The sequence below is a fragment of the Actinokineospora sp. UV203 genome (assembly GCF_056323665.1).
In genome coordinates, this window is record NZ_CM150484.1 from 4046938 (window position 1) to 4073353 (window position 26416).

Below are 26416 nucleotides of genomic sequence, written 5' to 3' on the forward strand. Positions count from 1 at the left end.
CCTCACTTGGAAGCGACATCCGGGCCGGCGAAGTAGCCGGAGAGGTCGATGATGATGTCGACGTAACCAGCGTTGTTGTAGATCTGCATGCTCTGCCCAGTGCCGAGGCCGGCAACCGCCATATTCGCCGCGGTCTGGCCCGCGACCAGATTCAGGTGTGAGGCCGCTTTGGGCTTGGGCGATCCGGTGGGCCAGATCATCACGTAGGTGCTCGTGGTGGTGTTGGTGCCCGCCACGTTGCACACCATGCCCGCCGCGGCTGGCCCGGGAGAATGCCCGCCAGGCTCACAGAGTGAGTCTCGGCTTCGCCGATTCCCCGGCCGGGGCGGGTATCGAGGATCCTTCTCGGCGTGACCGGGTAGAAGGACAGGCCTCTGTCGCTCGCGTAGAAGCCGGTCGGGTCGACGATCAGATGAACCGAGCCGGCGTGGTTGTATAGCGCGACCTTCCGGTCCTTGCCGAGTGCCACGGTGACTTGGTTGGGGGTCGCCTCGCCATTAAACAGGTACAGGTGTGAGGCATTGGGCCGTGGGCGTCCGTTAGGCCACGCGATGACATGGGTCTGCTTTGTGGCGCTGACGCCGGCGAGGTTGAAGGTCACCGCCGTCGCGGTCTCGGGCACCATCGCGGAGAAGTCCACGGTGATGACGCCGCCGGGGCCGACCGGAGCACTTGGTCGAGTGTCGAGGACGCGGCCCGTGGACAGCCGCGTGAGACCCGATCCCACGGTGTCGGATGTGTAGTACCCAGCGAGGTCGACGATCACGTGGACCTTGCCTGCGTTGTTGTACACCTTGATGGCGCTGTCAGCGCCGATCGCGACGGTAGTGCCATTCGCGCGGGTGTGGCCGCGGCTGAGGTTCAATGTGGAGACCGAGGGGCGTTCGGCTCCATCGGGATAGGCGACGAGGTACGTGCTCTCCGTCGCGTCCGCGCCGGTCACGTTCAATACCGCCGCCACAGCGGAAGTGGGGATGTGTCGGGCCAGCGAGACCTTCGCGATGCCGGTGGGGCCCAGCGGGGCCCCACCGGTCGCACTTGTCGCCTCCCGCGAGTCGAAGACTCGGGTCGGCTCAAGAGGAACGAACCGTGCACCCGCGCCCTCTACTGCTATCCCCTGCCGGGAATGCGCGTGGTCGGAGAGAGCATTGCCCGTGCCAGTCAGACTGCCGAACATTCCCACGACAGCACAGACCAGCAACCGCACGCGGAGGGGTCTGGTCTTCATCGTGTCCTCCAGTCCGACGAAGCTTGGGCCGCGAACGGTCCAAGCAGCGTCGGCGGGTCATCCGGCCAGCGCCAGATGCATCAATACCCGAAGTAGCCCGATATGTCGACAATCAGATCGAGATGACCCCAGTTGTTGTAGAACGACACGGCGGGAAGGTTGTAGTCGCTGTCCCAACCGATTCCGGCCGTCACCATGTTCGGTGCGGTCTGGCCGGGCGCCAGGTTCAAGTTCGACGCGGTGGACCGCGTTTGCCCAGCGGGCCAGACGGTGACGAACGTGTCCGCGGTCGTGTTGGTACCGGCCACGTTGCACACGAACGCCTTAACCTCAGGGGCGAGGTTGTCGTAGATCAAGTTGAGGGACTGCTCGCTTTCCAGACCGTCATTGTTGGTCCGGGTGTCATAGCTGCGGACCGGGGCGAACGGATAGAACAGCAGCGTCGACGAAGGCGAGTAGTACCCGGACAAATCCACGACGAGGTTCGCGGATCCCGCATTGTTGTACAGCGAGACCTTCCGGTCACTGCCCAGGGCGACCGTGACATGGTTCGGCGTGGCCACGCGCGGCGCCAAGTTCAAACTCGACGCGTTCGGCTTGGCGCCTCCGGTCGGCCACGCGGTGACGTGGGTGTATTCCGTGGCGTCGACGCCTGCCAGGTTGATTGTCACGGCCGTAGCCGCGGGATCGACCTTCCCCGTGAAGTCGACCTCTATGGTCTTGCCCGCACCGACGGCGCCAATTCCCTCGCGCGTGTCGAGGACCCGGACAGGCGGGACCGTCGTGAACGGACTGCTGTTGGTCGTGGACTCCGTGTAGTAGCCGGCGAGGTCCGCGATCAAATGGGTGGTGCCCGCGTTGTTGTATAGCGCGATCTTGCCGTCCAAACCGATCTCCGACACCACCGCGTTGGAGCGGGTCTCGCCACGAGCGAAGTTCAGGTTCGACGCGGTCGGTTGCGGAATCCCGAACGCCCACACCGTCACAAACGTGTCCTCGGTCGCACTCGTGCCTGCCACGTTCATCACGACTGCGACCGCGTCGTCCGGCACCTTGCCGATCATCGACACCTCGATGGGGTGTGCCGTGCCGACCGGCGACGTGCCGGGAACACCCGTCGCGTAGCGGGTGTCGAGCACTCGCAATGGTGCCATCGGGACGAACCGGGTGCCCCCTTCGATCGCGGCGGCCGCGACACTGGTCTGCAACTCGCTGGCTGCCGCTGTCGGCGCGGGCGAGTTCGCAGCGCCGGCATCAGTCGCCGACGCCGAGAGGACCACGGCTGTCGCGACCACCGCTGCGGACTTGAAAAGCCCCATCAATTCCCTTTCCGGTGAATGCGCCGATCGCACGTCTTGCAGCGCGGAAGGCCACGCGACATCCCGTGCGACGGGCATCACTGAATTCATACAGCCCCAGTAGCCGGGCCCCGCCCCGACCAGTTTCGCCGCCAGAGTACCTGAAGGAAACGCAGGCGGAACAGCGTTGTCGCAGGTGATTTTCCACCCCGTCACGCTCCGGACAGGCGCGTGCAACCAAGCTGAAATCCGTGGCGCATGGCGATAGCGACGGGTCGCTCGTGCCGGTCAGACCAAGCTGTGCGCTCGGGTGCGGACAGCGTTGACCAGGCTCGCCGCCATGGTCAGCACGGCTGTCCCGCAGCCGGCCAGATGCGCCCATGCACCCGCTTCCATGGGCGAGAACGGCAGGGAAAGCGAGGCGACGAGTACGACGGCACCCAGCGCCCAAGCGACGGTGACGATCCGGTTCCTGCCGAGCGCGAGCAAGGCGGGCATGAGCACTTGGGTGACCAAGATGAGGACCGTGCCGATCGCGAGTAGGCCGACCACCCCGCCGGGCAGCCGAACCTGCGCGCCGAAGAGCAGCTCGACCATTTGCGGGCCCGCGAGGAACGCCAGCGTGACCGTGGGAACCCCAATGGCGGCCACGGCGGCAAGGAACTTGCCCAGTGTCGACCGGACGGTCACGAAGTCACCGATCGTCGCCGCTTTGGTAAGGGCGGGCAGCAGCATGGCCTGGACGACCGCGAAGAGCAGCACCGGGACGCGGACCAGGACGAAAGCCGACGCGAATGCCGCGGCGGTGGGGGTGTCGGCGGCCCCGAGCTTGGCCGTCACCACGATCGGCGCGAGATTGCCCACCAGGTGGAATCCGAAGGCCGCGGCCACCATCAGGACCAGCCTGCGCGTCATGGCGCGCGCGCTCGCTCCGTCACCGATGTCCGCGAGATCCGACACCGCACCCGCGTGCGGTTTGCGCAGCCAAGGCAGCCCAGCGGCTACCGCGAGGACCGTGCCGAGTCCGATGGAGATCGCGTACAAGGTCGCGTCGGGGTTGCCCGCGACCACGATGGCCACACACAGCAGAAGCCGGGCGACCCCCTCGACCACCAACGTGGCCGCGTATCCCCCGAACCGCTGCATCCCGCCCAGCAGACCCCGGACCAGGTACATCACCGTGGACGCGGCCACCGTGACCAAGATCGCGACGAGCAGCCCCCACTGACCTGAAAGAGCCTCGTCGGTCAGCAGGGGGCCGATGGCCGCGAGCGCTACGGTCACCACGGCCAGCAACCCGCCGCCGACCACGACGGCATTGCGCGCGACGATGCCGAACGGGCGGCCGCCTGCCAGCCACGCGCTGGTCGAACGGCTCGTCTCCTGCTCCAGACCGACGAACACGCCGGGTCCGATGATGCTCACGATGAGGTAGTAGCTGACAAGCGCCGCGGCATCGGCCGTGGAGAAGGCGTGGCCCGCCAGCGCGATGAAGACGTAGCCCGCGATGCCGACCACCACGACGCCCGCACCCATCAGGACTGCGGGGCCGATCCGCTCCCGAAGGCTCGCGACAGCTGCGTTCACGGTTCGACCGTAGAGAACGCGCGCGGACCTATGCTGCCCGGGTGCGACATGTGCTGGTGGTTGGCGGCGGAATCCTCGGACTCGCGACGGCGCGCGAACTGGTCGGACGCGGCCACGCCGTGACGCTGTTGGAGAAAGAGGCGACCTGGGCAGCCCACCAGACCGGACACAACTCCAATGTCGTGCACGCTGGCCTGTATTACGCGCCCGGCTCGTTCAAGGCACGGATGTCCGTGGCGGGCAACAAGTCGATCGTCGAATTCGCCCGCGCACACGGGGTCCCCGTCGATGTGTGCGGCAAACTCGTGGTCGCCACCGACCAGAGTGAACTGCCCGCCTTGGCGGTGCTGGCCGAACGAGCCGCCGCCAACGGCGTGCCCGCCAAGGTGATCTCCGCCGAACACGCGCGGGAGTACGAACCTGAAGTGTCGTGCGTGGCGGCATTGCGGGTGGAGAGCACGGGCGTCATCGACTTCCCCCGGGTGTGCCAAGCCCTGGCCGGGCTGCTCACCGACGCCGGCGCCGATCTTCGGCTGTCCACGCCGGTGCTCGGGATCCGGCCTGCCCGCGGCGGCGGCGTGGAGGTGGCCACGGGAAGCGAGGTGCTGCGGGCCGACGCGCTGGTCAACTGCGCCGGGCTGCACAGCGACCGCATCGCCCGGATGGCCGGGTTGGATCCCCAGGCGAAGATCGTCCCGTTCCGCGGGGAGTACTACGAACTGCGGCCCGACCGGGCACACTTGGTCCGCGGGTTGATCTACCCCGTCCCCGACGCATCGCTGCCGTTCCTCGGCGTGCATCTGACCCGCATGCTCGACGGAACCGTGCACGCGGGCCCCAACGCCGTCCTCGCCCTGCGCCGCGAGGGGTACCGCTGGCGCGACATCTCCCCCACCGACTTGGCCGAGACCGCGCGCTTCCCAGGGACCTGGCGGCTGGCGAAGAAGTACGCCTATCCCATCGGGCTCGACGAGGTTCGCCGGTCACTGTCCAAGCGTCGCTTCGCCGCGAGCTTGGCCAAGCTCGTCCCAGCCGTGGGGGAGGCGGACATCGTGCGCTCGGGGTCCGGGGTCCGGGCGCAGGCCCTGCTGCCCGACGGATCCATGGTCCAGGACTTCCTGATCGAGACCGCGCCGAACCAGGTGCACGTCCTCAACGCCCCCTCACCTGCCGCGACCTGCGCGCTGGAGATCGCCAAACACGTCGCGGACGAGGTGTGGGCCTCGATTGCTTGACGGCGGGCAACGGCAGACTGATCGAGGAACCCGAGCACGGCCATCCACGAGCCTGCCCGTTCAGGCCGCCAAGGCCTGCAGAGGAGCTGACTTGTAGTGTTCGCCCCACACCAGACTCCAGCCGAGGAGCGCCAACCCATGATCTACGTCAACGAGGCGAGCGAACCCCTCCAAGAGAGCCCGTTGTCGCGCCTACCCGTGAGGCGTCCGGTGGACCGATACACCTACGTGGTGGAGCAGTGCCGGGGGCAGCGGGTCCTGGATCTCGGTGCTTATGACGAGACCGAGGTGGACCGCGAACAGCACGCCTCGTGGCGGTGGCTCCACGCGGAGATCGCTGGTGTGGCCAAGGAGGTGCTGGGGGTCGACGCGTCACCCAAGTTGAAAGACACCGGGGGTGTCGAGACGTCCTGCGGTACCACGATCCACTATGGCACCGTCGAGGACCTCGACGCCATTCTCGAGGAGTTCCAGCCCGACATCATCGTTGCCGGCGAACTTATCGAGCACACACAGGACACCCTGGGGTGGCTTAGCCGGATCGCAGCGCTACATCCCGGCATCCGACTCGTGGCGACGACGCCGAATACGACATCTCTGATCAACATGCTGATGACACTGTTCAGCCGGGAGAACGCGCACCCTGATCATATCCAGGTTTACTCATTTCGGACCTTGGCCACGCTGGCCAGCCGGGTGCCGGTGAACGACATGAAGATCGTGCCGTATTACTACGATCCACATCTCTTCTACAGCAGGCTGCCGCGATTCATGGCCCCGCTGGTGACCGCGATACACGTGTTGTTCCTCAAACCCATGCAGTTCTTGTTCCCCCTCAGTGCGTTCGGCCTGATCCTTGACGGCGTCCTTGGCGAAGCCTCGGGAGAGGCTGTGCAGGGCGATTAAAAGCATGCTCTTGGCACTCCCGTCCCGCGCAAAGAGCTATCCCTGAAGGTTTGCTTGTCCCGGGGTGGGGCTGTGGGTGCTTGTGAATTGTTTCCGCTGACCATCGTCACGAATTGATCGTCAGCGATCTTGCGTTAGGCCGGCGCAAATGCCGATTGGGTGGGCCCGCCCGGGGTACTGAGCGCTTTTCATCCTGGTCTGGATGTGTTGGTGGGCAAGACTTCTTGCTGATCACGGGTTGATGGCCTGTCGGCGTGTCGGCCCTTGGGCATGGCGAAGCCCCTGGTAGCAGGGCTTTCGACCAAGATCGCTCTGCATCGTCCAGGGGCTTCACATGTTGTTCTACCGTGCCGCGCTGCCGTTGTCACAACGGACCCTCACCTTCGTGTCCGGTCTGATCCGCACCCACCGCCGCGAGATCGGCTCGGTCTGGCGGGCACTCGATCCGGGGCAGCAGGCCCTGCTGGTACTGGTGTACCTGCGTAAGGGCGAGCCGTTCGCCGAGGTCGGCGCCGGGTTCGGGGTGTCGACCACGACGTGCTGGCGGTATGTCAACGAGACCGTGGAGCTGCTCGCGGCGCGGGCACCCAAGCTCCGCGCGGCCCTGCGCACGGCGAAGCGGCAGGGCACGGCCTACGTGATCATCGACGGCACGTTGATCCCGATCGACCGGATCGCCGCCGACCGGCCCTTCTACTCCGGCAAACACAAGATGCACGGCATGAACCTGCAGGTCATCGCGTCCCCGGACGGCACGATCCTCTGGGTGTCCGGACAGCTGCCCGGCAGCACACACGACACCGCCGCCGCCCGGATCTGGACCATCCTCGCCGCCCTCCGCGACGCCGGGCTGATCGCCTTGGCCGACAAGGGCTACCACGGCTACGACCCCACCGGCGAACACGTGATCACTCCGTACAAGGGCCGCGGCAAGCCGCAATCCCAGAAGGACGCCAACCGCGCACACGCCCGCCTGCGCGGACCCGGCGAACGCGCCAACGCCCAACTCAAAACCTGGCGCATCCTGCGCAAACTCCGCTGCTGCCCACGCCGCACCGGCCGCCTCGCCAAAGCCATCCACGTGCTACAGAACTACGAAGTCACCGCAGGATGAAAAGGGCTCACTGGCCGGCCGGGCCCACCTTCTCAGCTGATCGGCTTGAGGACGTCGAGTCCCAGGAACGGTCGAAGCGCCTGCGGGACCACCACCGAACCGTCAGCCTGCTGGTGGTTCTCCAGAATCGCCACGATCCAGCGGGTGGTCGCCAGTGTCCCGTTCAGGGTGGCCGCGGTCTGGGGCTTGCCGTTCTCGTCGCGGTAGCGCACGTTGAGGCGGCGGGCCTGGAACGTGGTGCAGTTCGAGGTCGACGTCAGCTCGCGGTAGGCCTGCTGGGTGGGGACCCAGGCCTCCGAGTCGAACTTGCGGTGGGCGCTGGTGCCGAGGTCGCCGGTTGCCGTGTCGATGATCCGGTACGGCACCTCGATCTTGGCCAGCATCTCCTTCTCCCAGTCGAGCAGGCGCTGGTGTTCGGCCTCGGCTTCATCGGGCCTGCAGTAGGAGAACATCTCGATCTTGTCGAACTGGTGGACGCGGATGATGCCGCGGGTGTCCTTGCCGTACGAGCCCGCTTCGCGGCGGAAGCAGGATGACCAGCCGGCGTAGCGCTTGGGGCCCTTGGACAGGTCGATGATCTCGTCGGAGTGGTAGCCGGCGAGGGCGACCTCAGACGTGCCGACCAGGTACAGGTCTTCGTCGCGCAGGCGGTAGACCTCGCTGGCGTGGGAGCCTAGGAAACCGGTTCCGGCCATGATCTCCGGGCGCACCAGGACCGGCGGGATCATCAGCGTGAAGCCCGCGGCGGTGGCCTGGGCGGCGGCCATGTTCAGCATGGCGAGCTGCAACTGGGCGCCGATGCCGGTGAGGAAGTAGAACCGCGACCCGGACACCTTCGCGCCGCGTTCCATGTCGAGGGCGCCGAGACGCATGCCGAGGTCGAGGTGGTCGAGCGGCTCGAAGTCGAAGTCGCGCGGCTCGCCGACGGTCTCTAGGACGGTGTAGTCGTCCTCACCGCCGACGGGGGCGGCCGGGTGGACCAGGTTCGGGATCGCGCGGTGCAGGTCGGCGAAGGTCGACTCCGCATCGCCCTGCTCGGCCTCGGCGGCCTTGACCTCGTTGGACAGCTCCTTGCCCTTGGCCAGCAGCGCGTCGCGCTCCTCGCCGCGGGCCTTGCCCACCTGCTTGCCGAAGGTCTTCTGCTCGGCGCGCAGGTTGTCGGCGCGGGAGATGGCGGACCGCCTGCGTTCGTCGGCCGACAGCAGACTGTCGACGACGGCGGGGTCCTCGCCGCGGGCGCGCTGCGAGGCGCGCACGGTCTCCGGGTCTTCGCGCAGAACCTTCAGGTCAATCACGGGATGTGAGCGTAGTCGGGACTCACACCCCGCGACGACCGGATATGAACTTAAGAGATGGCGACAGCGACTATCAGGCCCAGCGCGATGTGCACGGCGGCGACGACGACGCTGGCCGGGGCGAACCGCTCCGACTCGATGGTGTTGCCGACGTCGAGCTTCGTGACCCACTCCAAGGTCCGCACGGCGAGCACCTGCACGACGATGCCGATCAGGCCGTAGACCACCGACGTGATCAGCCCCGCGGTCAGGTCGCTGGCCGAGAAGAAGATCGCCACGACGATGATCAACGCCATGCTGAGCATCCCGGACGCGGTCACGATCACCGCGTTCGGCCTGCCGAGGCGGACCAGTTCGGACAGCTTGCCCGGGGTGGTCCAGTCGATCGCGTAGAAGCCGATCAGCATCAGGACCAGGCCGACAATGGCGTAGAGCGCGATCGCTCCGATGCCTCTGCCGAGGTCGGCGCCGAATCCTGCGGGCAGGGCCAGCGTGGTTGCGGCGAGTTGACTGGTCACACGTCCTCCATGGGCTTGCATGTCTTGCTGTCGGAAATCATGACTGCGGAATCCGGTGGGGGACGAACGCCGCGCCGTCGTCGGTCACCAGGCCCGCGGTCTCGCGGATGCCGAGCCCGGCCGAGTGGTCGCCGACGATCCACGCGCCGAGCGCGGGACGGTAGCCGTCGAACTCGGGCAGCGGGTCGAACGCCTGGTAGACGAAGCCTTCTTGGCCGTACACGCCGGTCGTCTGGGTCTCATAGCCCGGCGCCACGATCTGGATGTTGGCGCCTTCGCGGCCGAGCTTGGGCTTGCGCACGTACTCGGTCAGCAGCCCCGGGTCGTCGAGGAACGCCGGGAGCAGGTTGGGGTGGCCCGGGTACATCTCCCAGAGCACCGCCAGGATGGCCTTGTTGGACAAGAGCATCTTCCAGAGCGGCTCGACCCACAGGGTGCCGGGCAGCGACTCGACGACGCGCTTGCCGAACTCCTCGTCGACGACCCATTCCCACGGGTAGAGCTTCATCACCGACTTCATCGACACGTCGGCGAGGTCGACGAACCGGCCCAGCTCGGCGTCCCAGCCGATCTCCTCGATGGCCAGCCCGATGGTGTCCAGGCCCGCCTCGGCGGCAGTCTCCTGCAGGTAGGCCGTGGTGATGTGGTCCTCACCGCTGGCGTCGGCCTGCGACCAGGTGAAGTGCACTTCCTTCGACGGGAGCTTGTCGGCGATCTCCGCCCACCGCTCGACGAGCTTCTCGTGGATGGAGTTCCACTGGTCGTCCTCGGGGAAGACGTCGGTCTTCCAGTACCACTGCACGACGGCGGCCTCGAGCAGCGAGGTCGGGGTGTCGGCGTTGTACTCCAGCAGCTTCGCCGGGCCCTTGCCGTCGTAGCGCAGGTCGAACCGGCCGTAGACGTGCGGGTCGTGCCGCTTCCACGACTCCGCGATGTGCGGCCACACCCACTCGGGCAGGCCGAAGTCGCGGTACCGCTCGGTCAGCACCACGTGCTCGACGGCGTCCTGGCACATGGAGTGCAGCAGTTCGACGTCGGCTTCGATCGAGAGCACGTCATCGAGTTCGAAGACGTAGTGCACGGACTCGTCCCAGTACGGCCGGGCGCCGCCGACGCCGTCACGCGCGGGCGTGCCGAACACCAGGCCCTGCGACGCGATCTTCTGCCGCCAGTCCGGCCGGGGAGTTGAGCGCTCACGGCGCACTCAGCTGCCCCCGCTCTTCCCGCCGCTGCTGCTACCGCCGACCCCGAGGCCGCCGCGCGACACCGACTTCCCGGACGCGGTCCGCACCGGGGTGCGGTCCGACGGGGCCACGTAGGTGCCGCCGGTGACCTTCTGACCGGGCGAGCCGGTGCCGCCGTAGTTGTAGCGGTACGAACTGCCGCCGATGAAGATGAAGCCGCCGCTGTGGTAGCCGCCGTGGCTGGTGGCGTAGCTCTCGTCGCAGAAGTCCTCCTGGACGACCACGCCGTTGCTGTCGGTGCAGGACGCGGTGACCTCGTCGGGCGTCGACGCGGCGTAGATCACGGCCACGACGGCGACGACGCCGACGGTCACGCCCGTGCCGATGAGGATGCGTTTGCGCTTCTTGCGCTTGCGCTCAGCCGCGGCGTACTCGGCCTCGGCGGCCTCCCGCTCGCGGCGCCTGGCCACCTCGCGGGCGCGCTGGTCAGCCAGGGAAGGCGCGCGCGGCGCGGTCCTCCCCGGTTCCTGGTAGCTCACCGAGCCGCGTCTCGCCTCTGGCGCCTCCGGAGGCTCCGGCGGCTGGTAAGGCGGTGGCTGCTTTGGCGAGCCGTCGTCGGTCGGCTTGTCGTTGTCAGTCATGAACCACTCCCGGCGCGAACAGTACCGATCCAAGCTCTCCGAGTCGTCCTCAGTCGGATGATTGTCCTGATCGCAACCTCGCGTCCAGCCCGGATCGGTCCCCGGTAGCCGCGCCCCGGACCGGGACACGGCATCATGGAATAGATGTCTGGAAGCAGCGAATGGTTTCGACCAAATGATGCGACGGCGAAGACACGGCTCCTGATGGCCGGTGCCTTCGCCGGTGCGCTGATTTTGCTGTGCACGAGCATCGTGTTCTCGTGGCCGATCGAGGCCGGGCGCAACGACCCGGTGGCCATCGCCCAGGAGGAGCGCCGCAAGGCTTTCGACTCCCCCGCGGGCAGCTGCCTGCAGTGGACGCCGCCGGAGGGCGCGGACATGCGCCGGGTCGACTGTGCCCAGGCCCACCTCTTCGAGGTCACCAGCAATGTCGACATCTCCGGCGAGTACCCGGAGAACGCCCCGCCGCCGGACACGGAGAAGTGGCAGGCGATCGCGGTCGCCAAGTGCACGCCGGGCGCGGTCACCTACCTCGGGGGCAACCTCGACCCGTTCGGCAAGTTCAGCGTGAACGCGCTCAAGCCGACCAACGAGCAGTGGGACGACGGCGACCGCAAGGTCCGCTGCGGCCTGCAGAGCGCGGCCCCGTCCGGCGCCCTGCTCACGACCGTCGGGTCGGCGGCCCGACAGGACCAGTCCAAGATCCACGAACCGGGCACTTGCCTGGCCCTGGTCGGCCAGGAAATCGGCGACCCGGTCGCGTGCGACCAGGCGCACGCCTTCGAGATCGTCGGCAACGTCGACCTGGGCGCCGCGTTCCCCGCCGACTACCCGGCCGTCGAGGCCCAGACCGAGCGGGCCAGCGACCTGTGCGCGGCGGTCACCACGGCGTACACCGGCGGCGACGACCTCGCGAAGAAGGGCCTCACCCCGTACCCGGACACGCTGCGCCCGGAGAGCTGGGCCGCCGGGTCGCGCAAGGTCGACTGCCGGGTCGGCGCGAAGCTGCCCGACGGCAGCGGTCTGGCTCCGGTCACCGGCAGCGTCCGGGCGGTGCCCGCCAGCACGCCCCCGCCCGCGTCGCAGCCGCCGCCGGGTGCGCCGACGCCGTCCGGCGGCTGAGCGGGTGGCCGTGGAGATGCCCCGGCAGCGGTTCGACGAACTCGTCACCGACGCGCTGGACCTGATCCCCCCGGAGTTCGCGGCCGCGATGAACAACGTGGTGGTGCTGGTCGAGGACCGCGACGAGCACGACCCGACCCTGCTCGGCCTCTACCACGGCATCGCCCTGACCGAGCGCACGTCGATGTACGGCGGCGAGCTGCCCGACCGGATCTTCATCTACCGCGAGGCCATCCTCGACATCTGCGACTCCGAGGAGGACGTCGTGGAGGAGGTCGCCATCACCGTGGTGCACGAGATCGCCCACCACTTCGGCGTCGACGACGACCGCCTCCACGAACTGGGTTGGGGCTAGTAGAGAGCAGCCTCGACCACGTCAGCCGCCTTGGCCGCGCGGGCTCGCGGCCGGTATCAGAGGTAGAAGACCTGGAACGCCATACCGAGAAACATACAAACGGGTCCGGACCGCGCACCCGAATTACTCCGGGAGCGCGGGCCTCAGCCCTTCACGCAGACGATCTGCTTCAGCTTCGCCACGATCTCGACCAAGTCGTCCTGGTCCCGCAGAACTTGATCGATGTCCTTGTAAGCACCCGGGATCTCGTCGACCACGCCCGAGTCCTTGCGGCATTCCACGCCCTTGGTCTGTTCGATCAAGTCCTCACGGGTGTAGCGCTGCTTCGCCTTGTTGCGCGACATCCGCCGACCGGCGCCGTGCGACGCCGACTCGAACGAGTCCGGGTTGCCGAGGCCGCGCACGATGTAGGACCCCGTCCCCATCGAACCCGGGATGACACCCAGCTCGCCCCGGCCCGCCCGGATCGCGCCCTTGCGGGTGACCAGGACCTGCTCGCCGAAGTGCGTCTCCTCGGCGACGTAGTTGTGGTGCACCGAGATCGGCTCGTCGAACTTCACCGTCCAGAACTGCTTGCGCAGCACGTCGCAGACCAGGCGCAGCATGACCGCGCGGTTGCGGCGCGCATACTCCTGCGCCCACGTCAGGTCGTGCCGGTAGGCCGCCATCTGCGGGGTGCCCGCGAGGAACACGGCCAGGTCGCGGTCGGGCAGGTCCTGGTTGTGCGCGAGCTTGCGGGCCACCTCGATGTGGTGCTGCGCCAGGATGTTCCCGATCCCCCGGGAACCCGAGTGCAGCATCACCCAGACCTGCTTGGCCTCGTCCAGGCAGATCTCGATGAAGTGGTTGCCGCCGCCGAGGGTGCCCATCTGCTGGTGCGCCTTGCCCTCGTTGCGCCGCACGACCGGGGTGAGGTCGTCGAACGCCTTCCAGAACGTCGGCCAGTCCTTGGCGTCGCGCCCGGTGAACGCCTCCGCCTTGTGTGCGCCGAAACCGACCGGCACGGCTGCCTCGATGTCGGAGCGCAGCTTGGCCAGGCCCGCGGGCAGGTCGTTCGCGGTGAGCGAGGTGCGGACCGCGCTCATCCCGCAGCCGATGTCGACACCGACCGCCGCGGGCGAGACGGCGTCGCGCATCGCGATGACCGAGCCGACCGTGGCGCCCTTTCCGTAGTGCACATCGGGCATGACGGCGACGTGCTTGAAGACCCACGGCAGCGCGGCGATGTTCTGCAGCTGCGCCATCGCCTGTCCCTCAACCGTTTCGGGCTGGGTCCACAGGCGAATGTCGACGTGCTTGCCGGGTATCGTGGTCGCTGACATGGGGAAATCCTAAGTGTGCCTTGGGTTTTGGCCGAACGAATTAATCAGCGCAGCAGCTGGGCGCGACGCAGGATGGCCTTCGAGCTCGTCGGATCCAGGTCGTGGGCGTAGCGCACGAGCAGTTGCATCAGGATGATCTCGAACCACAGGCCGACGCCCGCGATGCCGGCGATCTCGTGCTTCGACAGCTCGATCCGCTGCTCCTCGCCGAGCCCGCGCCACAGGGCTCCGACCTGGTCGGATTCCCCGGGTTCGAGAGCACGAGCCATCGGTGTCCATCTTATCTGTAACGACTGGTAACAGTTACTTCTCCAGGCTGGCGCGACCGCGCGCGGATGTCAAGACCCCACTCGTTCGAGTGACGCGCGGTTGCACGGTCGGCGCACCGCGCTGACGCTTCTTGGCATGCGAGCCACAGTTCTCGCCTTGGCCCTGCTGGCGCTGTGGTCCGTGCCCGCAACGGCCGAGGACGTCACCGACGAGCAGTACCTTGCCGCCGCGATGCCCGCCGCCCGGGCGGTCGCCGCGGAATTCGCGATCCCGGCGTCGGTGACGGCGGCGCAGTCCATTGTCGAATCGGGGTGGGGCCGCAGCCCGCTCGCCACGAACGCCCGCAATTACTTCGGCTACAAATGCAAGGCCCCCGGCGATCCGGGACCGATCGCGGTCGGCTGCGTCGAGCACCTGACGACCGAGTGCACACCGGACTGCCGGCCCGCCGTCGACGAGTTCCGGGTCTACGCGTCGATGACCGACTCGTTCCGCGACTACGGCAGGCACCTGACGACCAGCCCGTACTACGCCGCCGCGCTGCCGCTCGCCGCCGACCCGGACGCCTTCATCACCGAGGTCGCCACGCGATATGCCACCGACCCGCGCTATGCCGAAAAGGTCATCGGGGTGATGCGCACCCACGATCTCTACCGCCTGGATGTCCCCCGGTGACCGACTGAAAGCGCTCCGCTACCGAATCACGAAAATCGGCCGGATCGGTCAGAAAGAACCATCCGGCATGTATTTCGCGTGTCCTGCCCGGCTCTCTTAGGGGTGAGAGTCACTGGCGCAGGAGGACGCGATGTTGTGCACGGTGGAGCTTGACGACGAACTCGCGGAACTCGAAGCATCCCTTCGAACCGTGCGACCCCGGCCGCGTTTCGCGGGGCCGGTCGACCGCCACAACGTGGAAGAGGCCGTCGCGGCCGCCGTCGCGGGTGACGGGGGTGCCACCGACGCGCTGCTGCTGTTCCTGCGGCCGCTCATCGTCCGCTACTGCCGGGTGAAGCTCGGCCGGATGCCGCGCTCCTTCAGCAGCCCCGACGACGTGGCCCAGGAGGTGAGCGTCGCCGTCTTCCGCGCGCTGCCGGGCTACCAGCAGCTGGGCAGGCCGTTCCTGTCCTTCGTCTACGGCATCGCCGCGCACAAGATCGCCGACGCGCACCGGGCCAACACACGGGACAAGTCCGACCCCACCGCGGAGAACCCGGACGTCATGAGCCTCGACGACGGGCCGGAGCAGATCACCCTGCGCCACGAGCTGGCCGAGCACACCGGCGCCCTGCTGCGCACCCTCACCCAGCGCCAGCGCGACATCCTGATCATGCGGATCGTGCTGGGCATGTCCGCCCAGGAGACCGCCGACACGATGGGCACCACCGCCGAAGCCATCCGCGTCGCGCAGCACCGGGCGCTGAATCGCCTGCGCAAGACGCTCGCGGTCGCCTAAATCCTGTCCTGCAAGTCCGAGGTCGGGCCAGTGGTCGTGTTCCCGGTCGGGGAGGTCCGGGACACGACCACCTGGGTCACCGGGACCAGGCCGCGAGCAGGTCGGCAGGCCGGTAGGTGTGCGCGACGCCGTCACCGACCTTCGAACTCGCCCGACTGACGATGACCAGCGACGTGTCCTTGTCGGCTCCAGGCACGCGGTCGCGGTGCGCGACCAATGCGGCAAGGTCGCGATGGTCGAAAGGCCTCTTCTCCAACCACTTGACGGAGCCGACAAAAGCGATCTTCCCAGCGACCGGGGACCGGTCCGCACCGATCAGGTCGACCTCGACGTCGTTAGTGCGGGTCCAGTAGCCGCCGACGGCCAACGGCTCGTCGCCAGGATGGAGTCTCAGGAGCGCCTCCCGGATGACCGGCTCGATCGCCCGGCCACGCCAACTGGTCCACCCCGCGTCGATCCGGGCGAGAACCCGGTCACCGCGTCCACGTGCGAGTTCCTCGCGGTGTGGGTCGACAAAGTGCAGCCAGAACCGCAGGTAGGGGTCGGCGACCCGATATCGGGTCTCCTTCGACGGTCTGATCGAGAGGGGACGGTCAGCCGCCACGACCCGCTTGTCGATCAACAGCTTCAACGCTCGATCCATGGACGCGGTCGGCACGTCGACCGCCCGGCTGATGGACGCGCGCGCCCGCACGCCCGCGCCGATGGCCGTCAGCACCTGCCGTGCCTGTGTCCCCACGGGAAACTCCGCGGCGAGCGCCAGTTCGGCGGACACCGTCATGGCGGAGGTCTGCCTGCCGAGCGAGGTCCCCAGGAACTCGCGAACCGAGTCGCCGCGCGACCATTCCGCACAGACCAGGGGGAGGCCGCCGGTCACGAGGTGGGCGTCGAACGCGGCGGCAGGTTCGAGCCCGAGCATCTCGCCGACTTCGGCCGGATCGAGTGGACCGAGCACCATGGGTGTGCCGCGCTGGTGGAACGGCCTGCCATAGGTGTTCAGCGCTTCCATCATGGACAGATCCGACCCGACGAGGATCAGCAGCACGCGCTTGCGGGAGAGCACTCGGTCCCACACACGCTGGAGGGTGCCTTCGAACGCCGGGTCACGCGCGACGAGGTACGGGACTTCGTCGATCACCACGACGCTCGGCCCTGTCTCAGGAAGCGCGTCGGCGAGCAGTCTCAGAGCGGCGTCCCACGAGCGCGGACTGACATCGGTGAACCGGTCCCGCCCAGGCAGATCCGAGGCCAGCACCTCGTCGGTGAACTGGTCGAGTTCACGATCGACCGGCCCACCGGAGGCGGAGTAGAAGACCGAAGGAACACCCGCGTTCTCGATGAACCGCTCGACGAGTCGTGACTTGCCGACTCTCAGGGACTGGGAACTCGACGTAGGCCGGAATTCGGCTCGCCGATGGGGAAGCGGTGTTCGTTGCGGTCGATCTTGGCGTTGGCGGCCTCGATGAGGTCGACGTCGAGCGTGTCGGCGAGGCGCACCAGGTAGAGCAGGACGTCGGCGAGTTCGTCGGAGATCTTGGGGCGCAGGTCGGGGTTGGCGCCCGCCGCCGCGGCCTGTTCCGGGGTGAGCCACTGGAACAGCTCGGTGAGTTCGCCGACTTCGCCGGTCAGGGCCATGACCAGGTTCTTCGGCGTGTGGAACGGCTCCCACTCGCGGGCGGTGATGAACGCGCGCTGGCGCTCGGCGAGTTCCTCCAGAGTCACCTAATCCCCCTTCTTCTTCGACCGCAGAAGGATCTTCTCGGTCTTGGCCACCATGGTGCCCGCCGCGGGGATCTGTTCGACGACCACCCAGTTGCGGTCGGACACCAGCAGCCTGCCCTGGCCGGTCGCGTCCTCCTCGGTGAGGTAGTAGAAACCCGCCGCCTGCAGCGCGTCCTGGGCGGACTGGTGGTTCATGCCCACGACGTCGGGGAGGACGGCCGCCTCCGAGGTGGCGGGAGCGGGTGACTTGCCGGGGCCGGGCGACTGGCCGGGAACGGCGGACGGGTCCGCGCTCACCGCGGGCAGTGGCTCCGGGGCCGAGGTCCTGCCGCACGCGGACAGCGCGGCGATGAGAATCGCGATCACGGCAACGCGCATGACGTCTCCTGGGTCGGCGACGGTGATCTTCCAGTCTGGCAGTGATCACCGTCCGACCGCGCGGTGATCCGCGCTGGATCGCCCCCTCCGCGGCCTCGACATCGCCCTGACCTGCGACGAGTCGCGGTCGCGGTGGCGGCGGGTTACTTTCGGAATTCCGCGCGGGCGGGCGCACGTGCGGACATTCGGCGCAATCGCCGAGGAGGGACAACGCCCGTTCGGAGGTGTAACCGCGCGTAAGCCCTCAGTAGCGTCCTCGGAATGGTGGGAACCAGCTCGGCACGATTACCCGTCGTGCCGATGGGGGGCGACGGCGTGAAGGACAGGCGACTGCGCTGGTTGCTGGGTTCCAGTGCGCTGTCCAACCTCGGCGACGGCATCGGCAAGGTGGCCTTTCCCCTGCTCGCGGCCAGTATCACCCGAGATCCGATCTTGATCGCCGGCCTTTCGGCAACCGCGTTTCTACCCTGGCTGCTGTTCGCGACAGTCAGCGGCGCGCTGGTCGACCGGGTGGACCGGCGGCGCGCGATGCTGATCGCGAACCTCTCCAGAGCCGTGATCGTCGGCGGTCTGGGCCTGCTCGTCCTGGCCGACGCGACCACAATTTGGCTACTCTACGCAATGGCGCTGCTGCTCGGCTCCGTGGAAACGGTGGCCGACAACGCGGCGCAAGCGCTTGTTCCCGCGGTCGTGCCGCGCGACCAACTCGAATCGGCCAACGGGAAGCTGCAGTCGGTCGAGATCGTCGGCCAGACGTTCCTCGGCGGCCCGCTCGGAAGCCTCACTTTCGCCGTGTTCGCCGCGATGCCGTTCCTGCTGAACTCGGCGGGCTTCGCGATCGCGGCCGTGCTGCTGATCGGCATCAACGGCCGCTTCCGCCCGGTGGCCACCGGCCCGACCCAGTCGCTGCGCGTGCAGCTCGGCGAGGGCGTGCGCTGGCTGCGCGGCAACGCCCTGATGGTGCGGCTCGCGGTGTTCGCCGCGACGATGGCGCTCACCACCGAGCTGGCGCAAGCCCTGTTGGTGCTCTACGCGCTGCAGGACATCCACCTCAGTGAGGCGACGTTCGGCGTGTTCGCGCTGGTCGGCGGCGCGGGCGGGATCATCGGCGCGTTCATCGCGCCCCGGCTGACCCGGGCGCTGTCGCGGCGGACGGTGCTCGTCGGCTCGATCGTGGGCTGCGGGCTGGCGTTCACCGCGATGTCGGTGTCGAAGGACCCGGTGACGGCCAGCCTGCTGTTCGGCGGGTTCGCCGCTGCCGTCGTGGTGGTGAACGTGATCCTGGGATCACTGCGGCACGCGCTGGTCCCCGACCACCTCTTCGGCCGGGTCCTCGGCGTCTGGCGGACCGCGGTGTGGGGCGCCATCCCGGTCGGCGCGCTGCTCGGCGGCCTGCTCGCGACCTGGCTCGGCACGCGGGCGGTGTTCGCGATCTCGGGCGTGCTGCAACTCGCCCTCGCCGCGGCGGTGTGGTTCGCCTTGGCGGGCCACCGCGGCGAGGTCGACAGCATGTCGACGGCGGGCACCCCGTAGGGCGCCCGCCGACCGACTACTTGCTACTTGCTGGCCACCTTGCGGTACTTGGCGACCGCGATCGGCGCGAAGATCGCCAGGATGGCGAGACAGGACACGATCGACCACAGGATCGAGTGCTGCGCGGGCCAGGAGTCCGACGTCGCCTGAAGGACGCCGGGACGTGGGTTGCCGAACAGGTCGCGGACCGCGTCGGCCACGACAGTGACCGGGTTCCAGTTCGCGAAGACCTTGAGCGGACCAGGCAACGAGTTCGCCGAGACGAACGCCGACGACACGAACGTCAGCGGGAACATCCAGATGAAGCCCGCGCTCTGCGCGACCTGGACGTTGCCCGACGCCATGCCGACGAACGCGCCGACCCACGACATCGCGAACGAGAACAGCAACAGGATCGCGTACGCGAGGACCGCGTCGAGGAAGCTGCCGCGGATCCGCCAGCCGACGAGGAGGCCGCAGATCGACATGACCAGCAGGCCCAGGGCACTGACCGCGAGGTCGGCGGTGGTGCGCCCGAGCAGCACGGCCCCGCGCGACATCGGCAGCGACCGGAACCGGTCGATGACGCCCTTCTCCAGGTCGGCCGCCATGCCGAGGGTGGTGTACGCCGAGTTGAACGCGACCGTCTGGGCGAAGATGCCGCCCATCAGGAACTCGCGGTAGGCGTCCGGGTTGTCGCCGATGCTGCCGCCGAAGACGAAGGCGAACAGCAGCACGAACATGATCGGCTGGATGGTGGCGCCGAGCAGCAGGTCGGGCTGGCGGCGCACGTTCATCAGGTTTCGCCAGGTCACGACGCCGCTGTCGCGGGCGCTCGCGGTGATGACACTCATCAGGAAGCCCCCTTCTTGCTCTTGCGGCCCTTGGACTGCGGTTCCGATGGTTGCGCGACCTCTTCGGCCGCGTGGCCGGTGAGCGAGAGGAACACGTCGTCGAGCGTCGGGCGGTGCAGCGCGACGTCGAGCACCGCGATGCCCTCCTGGTCGAGCCTGCGCAGGGCCTCGACCAGCGCCTTCGGGCCGGTGTCGACCTTGACCGACACACGTCGCTGGTGCTCGTCGACCGACGGCTCGCTGGAACCGAGGTTGAAGAGGATCTGGCGGGTCTTCTCGACCTCGCTCGCCTCGCCCACGACGACCTCGATGCGCTCGCCGCCGATGCCGTTCTTGAGCTGGTCGGGCGTGCCGCCCGCGATGACCTTGCCGTGGTCGATCACCAGGATGTTGTCGGCGAGCTGGTCGGCCTCTTCGAGGTACTGGGTGGTGAGCAGCACTGTGGCCCCGTCGGCGACGAGTTCGCCGATGACCTCCCAGGTGTCCAGCCTGCCGCGCGGGTCGAGCCCGGTGGTCGGCTCGTCCAGGACGACGACCGTGGGCTCGGCGACCAGCGCGCCCGCGAGGTCGAGCCTGCGCCGCATACCGCCGGAGTACGTCTTGGCCGGGCGCTCGGCGGCGTCCTTGAGCCGGAAGCGGTCGAGCAGCGCGCGGGCCCGGGCGCCGGAATCGGACCGCGACATGCCGTAGAGCCTGCCGACCATGTAGAGGTTCTCGTAGCCGGTGAGGTTCTCGTCCACGGCCGCGTACTGGCCGGAGAGCCCGATGCTGCGCCGCACCGCGGCCGGGTCGGCGAGCACGTCGTGGCCCGCGACGAACGCCCGGCCGGAGTCGGGTTTGAGCAGAGTCGTGAGGATCCGGACCGTGGTGGTCTTCCCGGCGCCGTTGGGGCCGAGCAGGCCGAGCACGGTTCCGGAGCGGATCTCCAGGTCGACACCGTCGAGCGCGCGGGTGGACCCGTAGGTCTTCACCAGCGCCTCGGCGTGCACCGCGACCTGGGACGCGGAGGGGGGCATGAGCGAGTTCTCCCGTGCGTTTGGTCGAAGAATGAATCACTCGCGAGGCTAGACCGACCCGCCGACAATTCCCTCCGAATTACGCACAGGGCTAGATTTCGACCCCAGTCCACTCGACACAGTGCCAGCCCGATTCGCGAGGTTCGAGCAGAACGTGTCCGGTGTTGGGGATGAGACCGGCGTTGGCGAGCTGGGGGCCGACGTTGTCGGCGAGGTACTCGGCGATCAGCCGGATCACGCCACCGTGCGTCGCCACGACGACCATGCCGTCGGAATGCTCTTCGCGAATCATCGAGACGGCCTTGAGGAACCGGTCGTGGATCTCCTGGCCGGTCTCGCCGCCGGGCATGGCCGCGGCGAGGTCGCCCGCGGTCCAGCGCAGGAAGATCTCGCCGAAGCGGCGGATCGAGTCCGTGTCGGAGAGTCCCTCGAGGTCGCCGACCTGGACCTCGTGCACGCCGTCGAGCACGTCGACCGGCAGACCGTGGAACTTCGCGACCGGCTCGGCGGTCTCCTGCGCGCGGATCGCGGTGCTGGCGTACACGGCGACGACCGGGTGGTCGGCGAGCCGGTCGGCCAGCGCCTCGGCCTGCCTGCGGCCGAGTTCGGTGAGCGACGGGCCGGGTGGGCGGGAGTCGAGCACGTGCCGCACGTTGGACGGCGTCTCGCCGTGTCTGACCAACATGAGCCGCAGACCGCTCACTCCTGCTCCCTTCTTCGCAGCGCGGTGAGCCACGCGGCGGATGCGTCGTAATCGGTGTCTTGCGAGCCGGGCACGGCGACCGAGGCCGAGCCGTCGGCCTTCGGGTACGAGCCGAGGAAGCGGACCTCCTGGCTGCGGCGGTGCAGCGCGGCGAGGGCGTCGCCGACCCGCGCCTCGCTGACGTGGCCGTCGAAGTCGAGGTAGAAGCGGTACTCGCCGAACCGGGCGCGCAGCGGGCGCGACTCGATGCGCGAGAGGTTGAGCCCGCGCAGCGCGAACTCGGTGAGCATGGCGGCCAGCTCGCCGGGCCGGTGCGACACCACGACGATGACCGACGTGCGGTCGGACCCGGTCGGCTCGGTCACCGTGCCGGGCCGGGCCAGCAGCAGGAACCGGGTGACGGCGTCGTCCTCGTCGGCGAGGTCGGAGGCCAGCACGGTCAGCGGGTAGTGCGCGGCGGCGACGGGCGCGGTGATCGCGGCGTCGAACTCGCCGTGGAGCACGCCGACAGCGGCGGCCGCGGTGGAGGTCGACGCGAGCTGCCGGGCGCCGGGCAGGTTCTTGCCCAGCCAGTCGCGGACCTGGGCGAGCGCGTGCGGGTGGCTGGCCACGGTCGTGATGTCGGCGGCGGCGGTCCCCGGCCTGGTCAGCAGCGAGAACCGGATCGGCAGCACGTACTCGCCGATCGCGACGACCGGCTCGTCGGCGGCGAGGGTGTCCATCGTGGCCGACACCGACCCCTCGACGGAGTTCTCGATGGGCACGCAGGCGAAGTCGGCCGCACCCGCGCGCAGCGCGGCGACGACCTCGGGGATCGTGGACTGCGGCACGAGGTCGGCGTGCTCGTCGAACGCACGGGCGGCCTGTTCGGTGAACGTGCCCTGCGGTCCGAAGTAGGCGATTCTCGGCACGGCTCCACAGTACGCAGCACCGGGTCGGCCCAGGCGAACCACCCGAACGTGTGGTGCGCCGGCCAAATGGCGGTTACCCAGCGGCACGGTCGGATGTCATGCTGGGAGTCGTGACCGCGGATTCGGAGACCGGACAGGTGACCGACCTACGACCGCGCGCGGGCACCCTCGATCTGGTGCTGTGCGCGGTAAGCGACGCGATGGCGGCGGCATGGGCCGCCGCGGCGGCGGGCCGAGCCGAGATCCACGTGCACCGCGGGTCCATTGTGGACTCCGGGGCGGACGCGGTGGTCTCCCCCGCCAATTCCTTCGGCTGGATGCGCGGCGGGATCGACGCGGTCTACGCCGACACCTTCCCGGCGATCGAGCAGCGGGTGCGCAGCGCGGTGCTGGCCACCCACGGCGGCGAGCTGCCGGTCGGCGAGGCGCTGATCGTCCCGACCGGAGCGGCGGCGCCCGCGTGGCTCATCAGCGCGCCGACCATGCGTGAGCCGTCGACGGTCCTGCCGCCGGACACCGTGCACCCGTATCTCGCCGCCCGGGCGGTCTTCCGCCTGTGGCGCGAAGGCGTCCTCGACGACGGCACCCCGGTGCGCGCCGCGGTCACGAAGATCGCGATGCCTGGCCTAGGCACCGGGGTAGGACGCGTGGACCCGAAGATCTGCGCCCGCCAGGTGGCGGTGGCCTGGGATGAGGCGTTCACCGCCGCCTGAGGCGTTCCCGCAGTTCAGAGCACCTACCACATGATCGACCCACAACTCGCCGTCATGTGCGACACACCTTCTGTCCCTCAAACGGTGTAATCCGTCACAGCGAAAACCCCTCCGCAACGCCTACGTTTGCGCGGTAAGTCCTCACATCGCAGGCGAGGGAGTCCCTATGGCGCGGGTGCGCGAGCTGAGCCCGTACGTCGAACTCCGTCGCGAGCAGTGGCGGCAGCTGCGCAATTCGACGCCGCTGCCCCTGACCCTCGACGAGCTGGTCCGGCTGCGCGGTCTTCGCGACCCGGTCGACCTCGAGGAGGTCGTCGACGTCTACCTGCCCCTGTCGCGGTTGATCTCGTTGCAGGTCGCGGCCCGGCAGCGGCTCTACGAATCGACCACGGCGTTCCTCGGCGAGGACATCCACGAGGCGACGAAGGTGCCGTTCGTGATCGGCATCGCGGGCAGCGTCGCCGTCGGCAAGTCGACCACCGCCCGACTCCTGCGCACGCTGCTGGCGCGTTGGCCGGATCACCCGCACGTGGATCTGGTGACGACCGACGGCTTCCTTTTCCCGAAGGCCGAGCTGATCAGGCGCGGCCTGATGAGCCGCAAGGGCTTCCCCGAGAGCTACGACCGCCGCGCGCTGCTGCGGTTCGTCTCGGAGGTCAAGGCGGGCGCCGACGAGGTCCGCGCGCCGGTGTACTCGCACCTGCTCTACGACATCGTGCCGGGCGAGGAGCAGACCGTCCGCCGCCCCGACATCCTGATCGTCGAGGGGCTCAACGTGCTGCAGCCCGGCCCCCGGCTGGCGGTGTCGGACCTGTTCGACTTCTCGATCTACGTCGATGCCCACACCGACGACATCGAACGCTGGTACATCGACCGCTTCCTGGCGTTCCGCGGCACCGCGTTCGCCGACCCGGCCTCGCACTTCCACCACTACGCCGCCCTGAGCGACGAAGAGGCCCAGGAGGAGGGCAGGCGGCTGTGGATGCGCACGAACGAGCCGAACCTGGTCAACAACATCCTCCCCACGCGCCCGCGCGCGACCCTGGTCCTGCGCAAGGATGCTGACCACCGGATCAGCCGGGTACGGCTCCGCAAGCTCTAGCACTACTAGGCTTCGCGCATGATCCGTGTGCTGTTGGTCGACGACCACGAGGTCGTCCGCCGTGGCCTGCGCGACCTCATCAACAGCGAGGACGGCATCGAGGTCGTCGCCGAGGCGGGCTCGGTCGCCGAGGCGCTGGTCCGGGCCGGGGCGACCACCCCGGATGTCGCGGTTGTCGACGTCCGTCTGCCCGACGGCGACGGCGTCGAACTGTGCCGCTCGCTGCGGGCCATGGAGCAGGCCCCACACTGCCTGGTCCTGACCGCTTTCGACGACGAGCGCGCCCTGGTCGAGGCGATCATGGCGGGCGCGGCCGGATACCTGCTCAAGCAGGTGCGGGGCCAGGACTTGGTCACCGCGATCCGCGAGGTGGCGGCCGGCCGGTCACTGCTGGATCCGGTGACGACCGCCCACGTCCTCGACCACATGCGGCGGCCAGATGACCTGGCGGGCCTGACCGACCGCGAGCGTGAGGTGCTGACGCTGGTCGGTGAGGGCCTGGCGAACCGGCAGATCGCCGAGCGGCTGTTCCTGGCGGAGAAGACGGTGAAGAACTACGTGACCAGCGTGCTCGCGAAGCTCGGCATGCAGCGGCGCACCCAAGCCGTGGCTTGGGTGGCCAGGCGCAAGCCCTAAACGAACCAGACAATCGAGCCGACCAGCGGGCACAACAGCACGAGAATCAGTCAGCCGAACTTCGGCAGGTCGCGGCAGGACAACTCATCGGTCGTGATCACGTCCACGATCGCGAAGATCCACAAGGCCAGCGTGAGGACGCCGACGAAACCACCCAGATAGCACATTGACCCCACTCCCCAGTTCGGTGCGCCGAGATCTTGGCACAACGATCAAGGAACCGGAACCTCCCAGGTCACCAAGGTGCCCGAGCGCGGCGACGATCGGACCTCGCAGCCCCCGCCCGCGAGTTCCGCGCGCTCGCGCAGGTTGTTCAGGCCGCGTCTGCTGACACCCTCCGGGATGCCGCAGCCGTCGTCGGCGACGGTCAGGCGCAGGACGCCGTCCTCCCGTCGCAAGTGGACGGCGACGCGCAGGGCGCCTGCGTGTCTGACCACATTGGACAGGGCTTCGCGCAGGGCGGCTCGGACGTTGTCGGCCACTGTGGGCGGCAGGTCGTCGAGTTCGCCGATGAGGTGGAAGGTCGGGGCGAAGCCGAGCAGTTCGCGGGCCGTCTCGATCTCCGCGCGGGCCGAGTCGCTCAGCCGCGCGGCGGGCTGCCCCGGGTCAGGTTGGCGCAGGGTGCGCACGACGGCCCGGACGTCTTCGATGGCGGCGTCGAGCTGGTCGACGGCGTCGCCGAGGCGGGTCGCGTCGGGCTTGGCGAGCTTGCGGGAGGGTTTGCGGGCGAGCAGGTCGAGTTGCATCCCCGCCGCGTAGAGCCGCTGCACGATGACGTCGTGCAGGTCGCGGGCGATGCGTTCGCGCTCCTCGTAGAGGTCGACGCGCTGCCGGGCGGTGGCGCCCTCGGCCAGCACCAGGACGAGCCCGGCCTGCGCGGCGAACGCGGTCAGGACGTCCACGGTCGCGGGGGTGAACGCCGGGCCGCCGCGCCGCCGGTAGACCGTGAGCGCGCCGAGCCTGCGCTCGCGGGTGCCGAAGGGCGCCGCCGCGAACGGCCCGTATCCCCGCAATTCGCGCGGCACGTACGGCGAGGTCCGCGGATCGGTGGTGACATCGTCGGCGACGATCGGCACACCCCCGCGCGCGACCCGTGCCGCCGAAGAGCGCGGCGAGAGCACCAGGCCGATCGGCTCCCGGGCGCCGTGGGCGGCTTCGACGGTGAGCGAACCGTCGGCGCCGCGGGCCATCACCAGGCAAAGATCGGCTTCGGCCAAGGCGGCGGCGCTGCGCACGACGAGGTCGAGCACGGCTTCGGGATCGTCGCCGGACAGCGCGGCGGTGGCGATCTCGGTGGCCGCGGTAAGGGTGCGCGCGGCGAGGCTTGGGTCCATGGTCGGG

The 26416-nt window shown here is 68.6% G+C and carries 28 protein-coding genes and 1 pseudogene; 11 read left to right on the forward strand and 18 right to left on the reverse strand.

From position 1 onward, the window contains the following. Positions 1 to 2 precede the first annotated feature (2 nt). The 4 genes from ACUZ2Y_RS19300 to ACUZ2Y_RS19315 all read right to left on the reverse strand — a co-directional run bounded on the left by ACUZ2Y_RS19300 (position 3) and on the right by ACUZ2Y_RS19315 (position 4113). Positions 3 to 236: a hypothetical protein gene (locus ACUZ2Y_RS19300; RefSeq protein WP_476320846.1), complete on the reverse strand. Its 234-nt coding sequence runs from the start codon at positions 234 to 236 to the stop codon at positions 3 to 5. Next, on the reverse strand, positions 200 to 961 hold the full coding sequence (locus ACUZ2Y_RS19305; protein ID WP_476320848.1) for a hypothetical protein: 762 nt from the start codon (positions 959 to 961) through the stop codon (positions 200 to 202). Before ACUZ2Y_RS19305 ends, ACUZ2Y_RS19300 begins: the two co-directional genes overlap by 37 nt. A 347-nt stretch (positions 962 to 1308) precedes the next feature. Then, on the reverse strand, positions 1309 to 2625 hold the full coding sequence (locus ACUZ2Y_RS19310; RefSeq protein ID WP_476320850.1) for a hypothetical protein: 1317 nt from the start codon (positions 2623 to 2625) through the stop codon (positions 1309 to 1311). Positions 2626 to 2814: 189 nt separating this feature from the next. Then, a complete protein-coding gene (locus ACUZ2Y_RS19315) occupies positions 2815 to 4113 on the reverse strand; it encodes a lipopolysaccharide biosynthesis protein (RefSeq protein WP_476320852.1) in 1299 nt (432 codons plus the stop codon). Between the two features lie 41 nt (positions 4114 to 4154). Here ACUZ2Y_RS19315 and lhgO point away from each other — a divergent pair, with 41 nt between their 5' ends. From lhgO to ACUZ2Y_RS19330, 3 genes are all read left to right on the forward strand, one after another. Continuing rightward, positions 4155 to 5348, forward strand: coding sequence for an L-2-hydroxyglutarate oxidase (lhgO, locus tag ACUZ2Y_RS19320; protein ID WP_476320854.1), 1194 nt, complete (start codon positions 4155 to 4157; stop codon positions 5346 to 5348). A gap of 138 nt (positions 5349 to 5486) precedes the next feature. Beyond that, positions 5487 to 6254 (forward strand): class I SAM-dependent methyltransferase, encoded by a 768-nt coding sequence (locus ACUZ2Y_RS19325; RefSeq protein WP_476320856.1) that lies wholly within the window; start codon positions 5487 to 5489, stop codon positions 6252 to 6254. A gap of 334 nt (positions 6255 to 6588) precedes the next feature. Continuing rightward, on the forward strand, positions 6589 to 7368 hold the full coding sequence (locus tag ACUZ2Y_RS19330; RefSeq protein WP_476320858.1) for a transposase family protein: 780 nt from the start codon (positions 6589 to 6591) through the stop codon (positions 7366 to 7368). A 32-nt stretch (positions 7369 to 7400) separates the two neighbouring features. On the opposite strand, the gene serS is transcribed toward ACUZ2Y_RS19330, so the two are convergent. From serS to ACUZ2Y_RS19350, 4 genes are read right to left on the reverse strand one after another with little or no spacing between them, the layout of a single operon-like run. Then, positions 7401 to 8663: a serine--tRNA ligase gene (gene serS / locus ACUZ2Y_RS19335; protein ID WP_476320860.1), complete on the reverse strand. Its 1263-nt coding sequence runs from the start codon at positions 8661 to 8663 to the stop codon at positions 7401 to 7403. A 50-nt stretch (positions 8664 to 8713) separates the two neighbouring features. Continuing rightward, entirely contained in the window at positions 8714 to 9181 is a 468-nt protein-coding gene (locus ACUZ2Y_RS19340) for a DUF350 domain-containing protein (protein ID WP_476320862.1), read from the reverse strand. A 37-nt stretch (positions 9182 to 9218) separates the two neighbouring features. Next, positions 9219 to 10385, reverse strand: a complete 1167-nt coding sequence (locus ACUZ2Y_RS19345) for a glutathionylspermidine synthase family protein (protein WP_476320864.1) — start codon at positions 10383 to 10385, stop codon at positions 9219 to 9221. Beyond that, a complete protein-coding gene (locus ACUZ2Y_RS19350) occupies positions 10386 to 11006 on the reverse strand; it encodes a hypothetical protein (RefSeq protein WP_476320866.1) in 621 nt (206 codons plus the stop codon). It lies immediately after the preceding gene. Between the two features lie 204 nt (positions 11007 to 11210). On the opposite strand from ACUZ2Y_RS19350, the gene ACUZ2Y_RS19355 reads away from it, so the two are divergent. After that, positions 11211 to 12128, forward strand: a complete 918-nt coding sequence (locus ACUZ2Y_RS19355) for a septum formation family protein (protein WP_476320868.1) — start codon at positions 11211 to 11213, stop codon at positions 12126 to 12128. A 4-nt stretch (positions 12129 to 12132) separates the two neighbouring features. Next, entirely contained in the window at positions 12133 to 12483 is a 351-nt protein-coding gene (locus tag ACUZ2Y_RS19360; protein WP_091384298.1) for a metallopeptidase family protein, read from the forward strand. A gap of 143 nt (positions 12484 to 12626) precedes the next feature. Here ACUZ2Y_RS19360 and ACUZ2Y_RS19365 read toward each other — a convergent pair whose 3' ends face one another. Next, entirely contained in the window at positions 12627 to 13805 is a 1179-nt protein-coding gene (locus ACUZ2Y_RS19365; protein ID WP_476320870.1) for an RtcB family protein, read from the reverse strand. 74 nt (positions 13806 to 13879) lie between these two features. Then, positions 13880 to 14029 (reverse strand): annotated as a pseudogene (locus tag ACUZ2Y_RS19370) (diiron oxygenase); the annotation flags it as partial. 181 nt (positions 14030 to 14210) lie between these two features. On the opposite strand from ACUZ2Y_RS19370, the gene ACUZ2Y_RS19375 reads away from it, so the two are divergent. Both ACUZ2Y_RS19375 and shbA read left to right on the forward strand, forming a co-directional pair. After that, entirely contained in the window at positions 14211 to 14750 is a 540-nt protein-coding gene (locus tag ACUZ2Y_RS19375) for a glucosaminidase domain-containing protein (protein WP_476320872.1), read from the forward strand. A gap of 130 nt (positions 14751 to 14880) precedes the next feature. Then, complete coding sequence (gene shbA / locus ACUZ2Y_RS19380) at positions 14881 to 15528, forward strand: RNA polymerase sigma factor ShbA (protein WP_476320874.1); 648 nt, start codon at positions 14881 to 14883, stop codon at positions 15526 to 15528. Between the two features lie 76 nt (positions 15529 to 15604). On the opposite strand, the gene ACUZ2Y_RS19385 is transcribed toward shbA, so the two are convergent. The 3 genes from ACUZ2Y_RS19385 to ACUZ2Y_RS19395 form a co-directional block, all read right to left on the reverse strand. Further along, complete coding sequence (locus ACUZ2Y_RS19385) at positions 15605 to 16783, reverse strand: ATP-binding protein (protein WP_476320876.1); 1179 nt, start codon at positions 16781 to 16783, stop codon at positions 15605 to 15607. A gap of 116 nt (positions 16784 to 16899) precedes the next feature. Continuing rightward, a complete protein-coding gene (locus tag ACUZ2Y_RS19390) occupies positions 16900 to 17250 on the reverse strand; it encodes a nucleotide pyrophosphohydrolase (protein WP_476320878.1) in 351 nt (116 codons plus the stop codon). Then, entirely contained in the window at positions 17251 to 17628 is a 378-nt protein-coding gene (locus ACUZ2Y_RS19395) for a PASTA domain-containing protein (protein ID WP_476320880.1), read from the reverse strand. It abuts the gene before it with no gap. Between the two features lie 300 nt (positions 17629 to 17928). On the opposite strand from ACUZ2Y_RS19395, the gene ACUZ2Y_RS19400 reads away from it, so the two are divergent. Further along, entirely contained in the window at positions 17929 to 19161 is a 1233-nt protein-coding gene (locus tag ACUZ2Y_RS19400; RefSeq protein WP_476331938.1) for an MFS transporter, read from the forward strand. Between the two features lie 23 nt (positions 19162 to 19184). On the opposite strand, the gene ACUZ2Y_RS19405 is transcribed toward ACUZ2Y_RS19400, so the two are convergent. The 4 genes from ACUZ2Y_RS19405 to pheA all read right to left on the reverse strand — a co-directional run bounded on the left by ACUZ2Y_RS19405 (position 19185) and on the right by pheA (position 22624). Next, positions 19185 to 19994, reverse strand: a complete 810-nt coding sequence (locus ACUZ2Y_RS19405; protein ID WP_476320882.1) for an ABC transporter permease — start codon at positions 19992 to 19994, stop codon at positions 19185 to 19187. Next, a complete protein-coding gene (locus tag ACUZ2Y_RS19410) occupies positions 19994 to 21010 on the reverse strand; it encodes an ATP-binding cassette domain-containing protein (protein ID WP_476320884.1) in 1017 nt (338 codons plus the stop codon). The genes ACUZ2Y_RS19405 and ACUZ2Y_RS19410 overlap by 1 nt, the downstream gene beginning before the upstream one ends. Before the next feature lie 91 nt (positions 21011 to 21101). Continuing rightward, on the reverse strand, positions 21102 to 21704 hold the full coding sequence (locus ACUZ2Y_RS19415; RefSeq protein WP_476331940.1) for a histidine phosphatase family protein: 603 nt from the start codon (positions 21702 to 21704) through the stop codon (positions 21102 to 21104). A gap of 5 nt (positions 21705 to 21709) precedes the next feature. Then, entirely contained in the window at positions 21710 to 22624 is a 915-nt protein-coding gene (gene pheA, locus ACUZ2Y_RS19420; protein ID WP_476320886.1) for a prephenate dehydratase, read from the reverse strand. Positions 22625 to 22734: 110 nt separating this feature from the next. Here pheA and ACUZ2Y_RS19425 point away from each other — a divergent pair, with 110 nt between their 5' ends. The 3 genes from ACUZ2Y_RS19425 (at position 22735) to ACUZ2Y_RS19435 (ending at position 25075) form a co-directional block, all read left to right on the forward strand. Beyond that, the gene (locus ACUZ2Y_RS19425) at positions 22735 to 23337 is read left to right on the forward strand and encodes a macro domain-containing protein (RefSeq protein ID WP_476320888.1); all 603 of its coding nucleotides are present in this window, start codon (positions 22735 to 22737) and stop codon (positions 23335 to 23337) included. 166 nt (positions 23338 to 23503) lie between these two features. Further along, a complete protein-coding gene (gene coaA / locus ACUZ2Y_RS19430) occupies positions 23504 to 24439 on the forward strand; it encodes a type I pantothenate kinase (protein WP_476320890.1) in 936 nt (311 codons plus the stop codon). A gap of 18 nt (positions 24440 to 24457) precedes the next feature. Next, positions 24458 to 25075 carry a response regulator gene (locus ACUZ2Y_RS19435; RefSeq protein ID WP_476320892.1) on the forward strand — a complete coding sequence of 206 codons (618 nt, stop codon included), beginning with the start codon at positions 24458 to 24460 and terminating at the stop codon, positions 25073 to 25075. Between the two features lie 212 nt (positions 25076 to 25287). On the opposite strand, the gene ACUZ2Y_RS19440 is transcribed toward ACUZ2Y_RS19435, so the two are convergent. Beyond that, the gene (locus ACUZ2Y_RS19440) at positions 25288 to 26409 is read right to left on the reverse strand and encodes a GAF domain-containing sensor histidine kinase (RefSeq protein ID WP_476320894.1); all 1122 of its coding nucleotides are present in this window, start codon (positions 26407 to 26409) and stop codon (positions 25288 to 25290) included. Between the last annotated feature and the right edge of the window lie 7 nt (positions 26410 to 26416).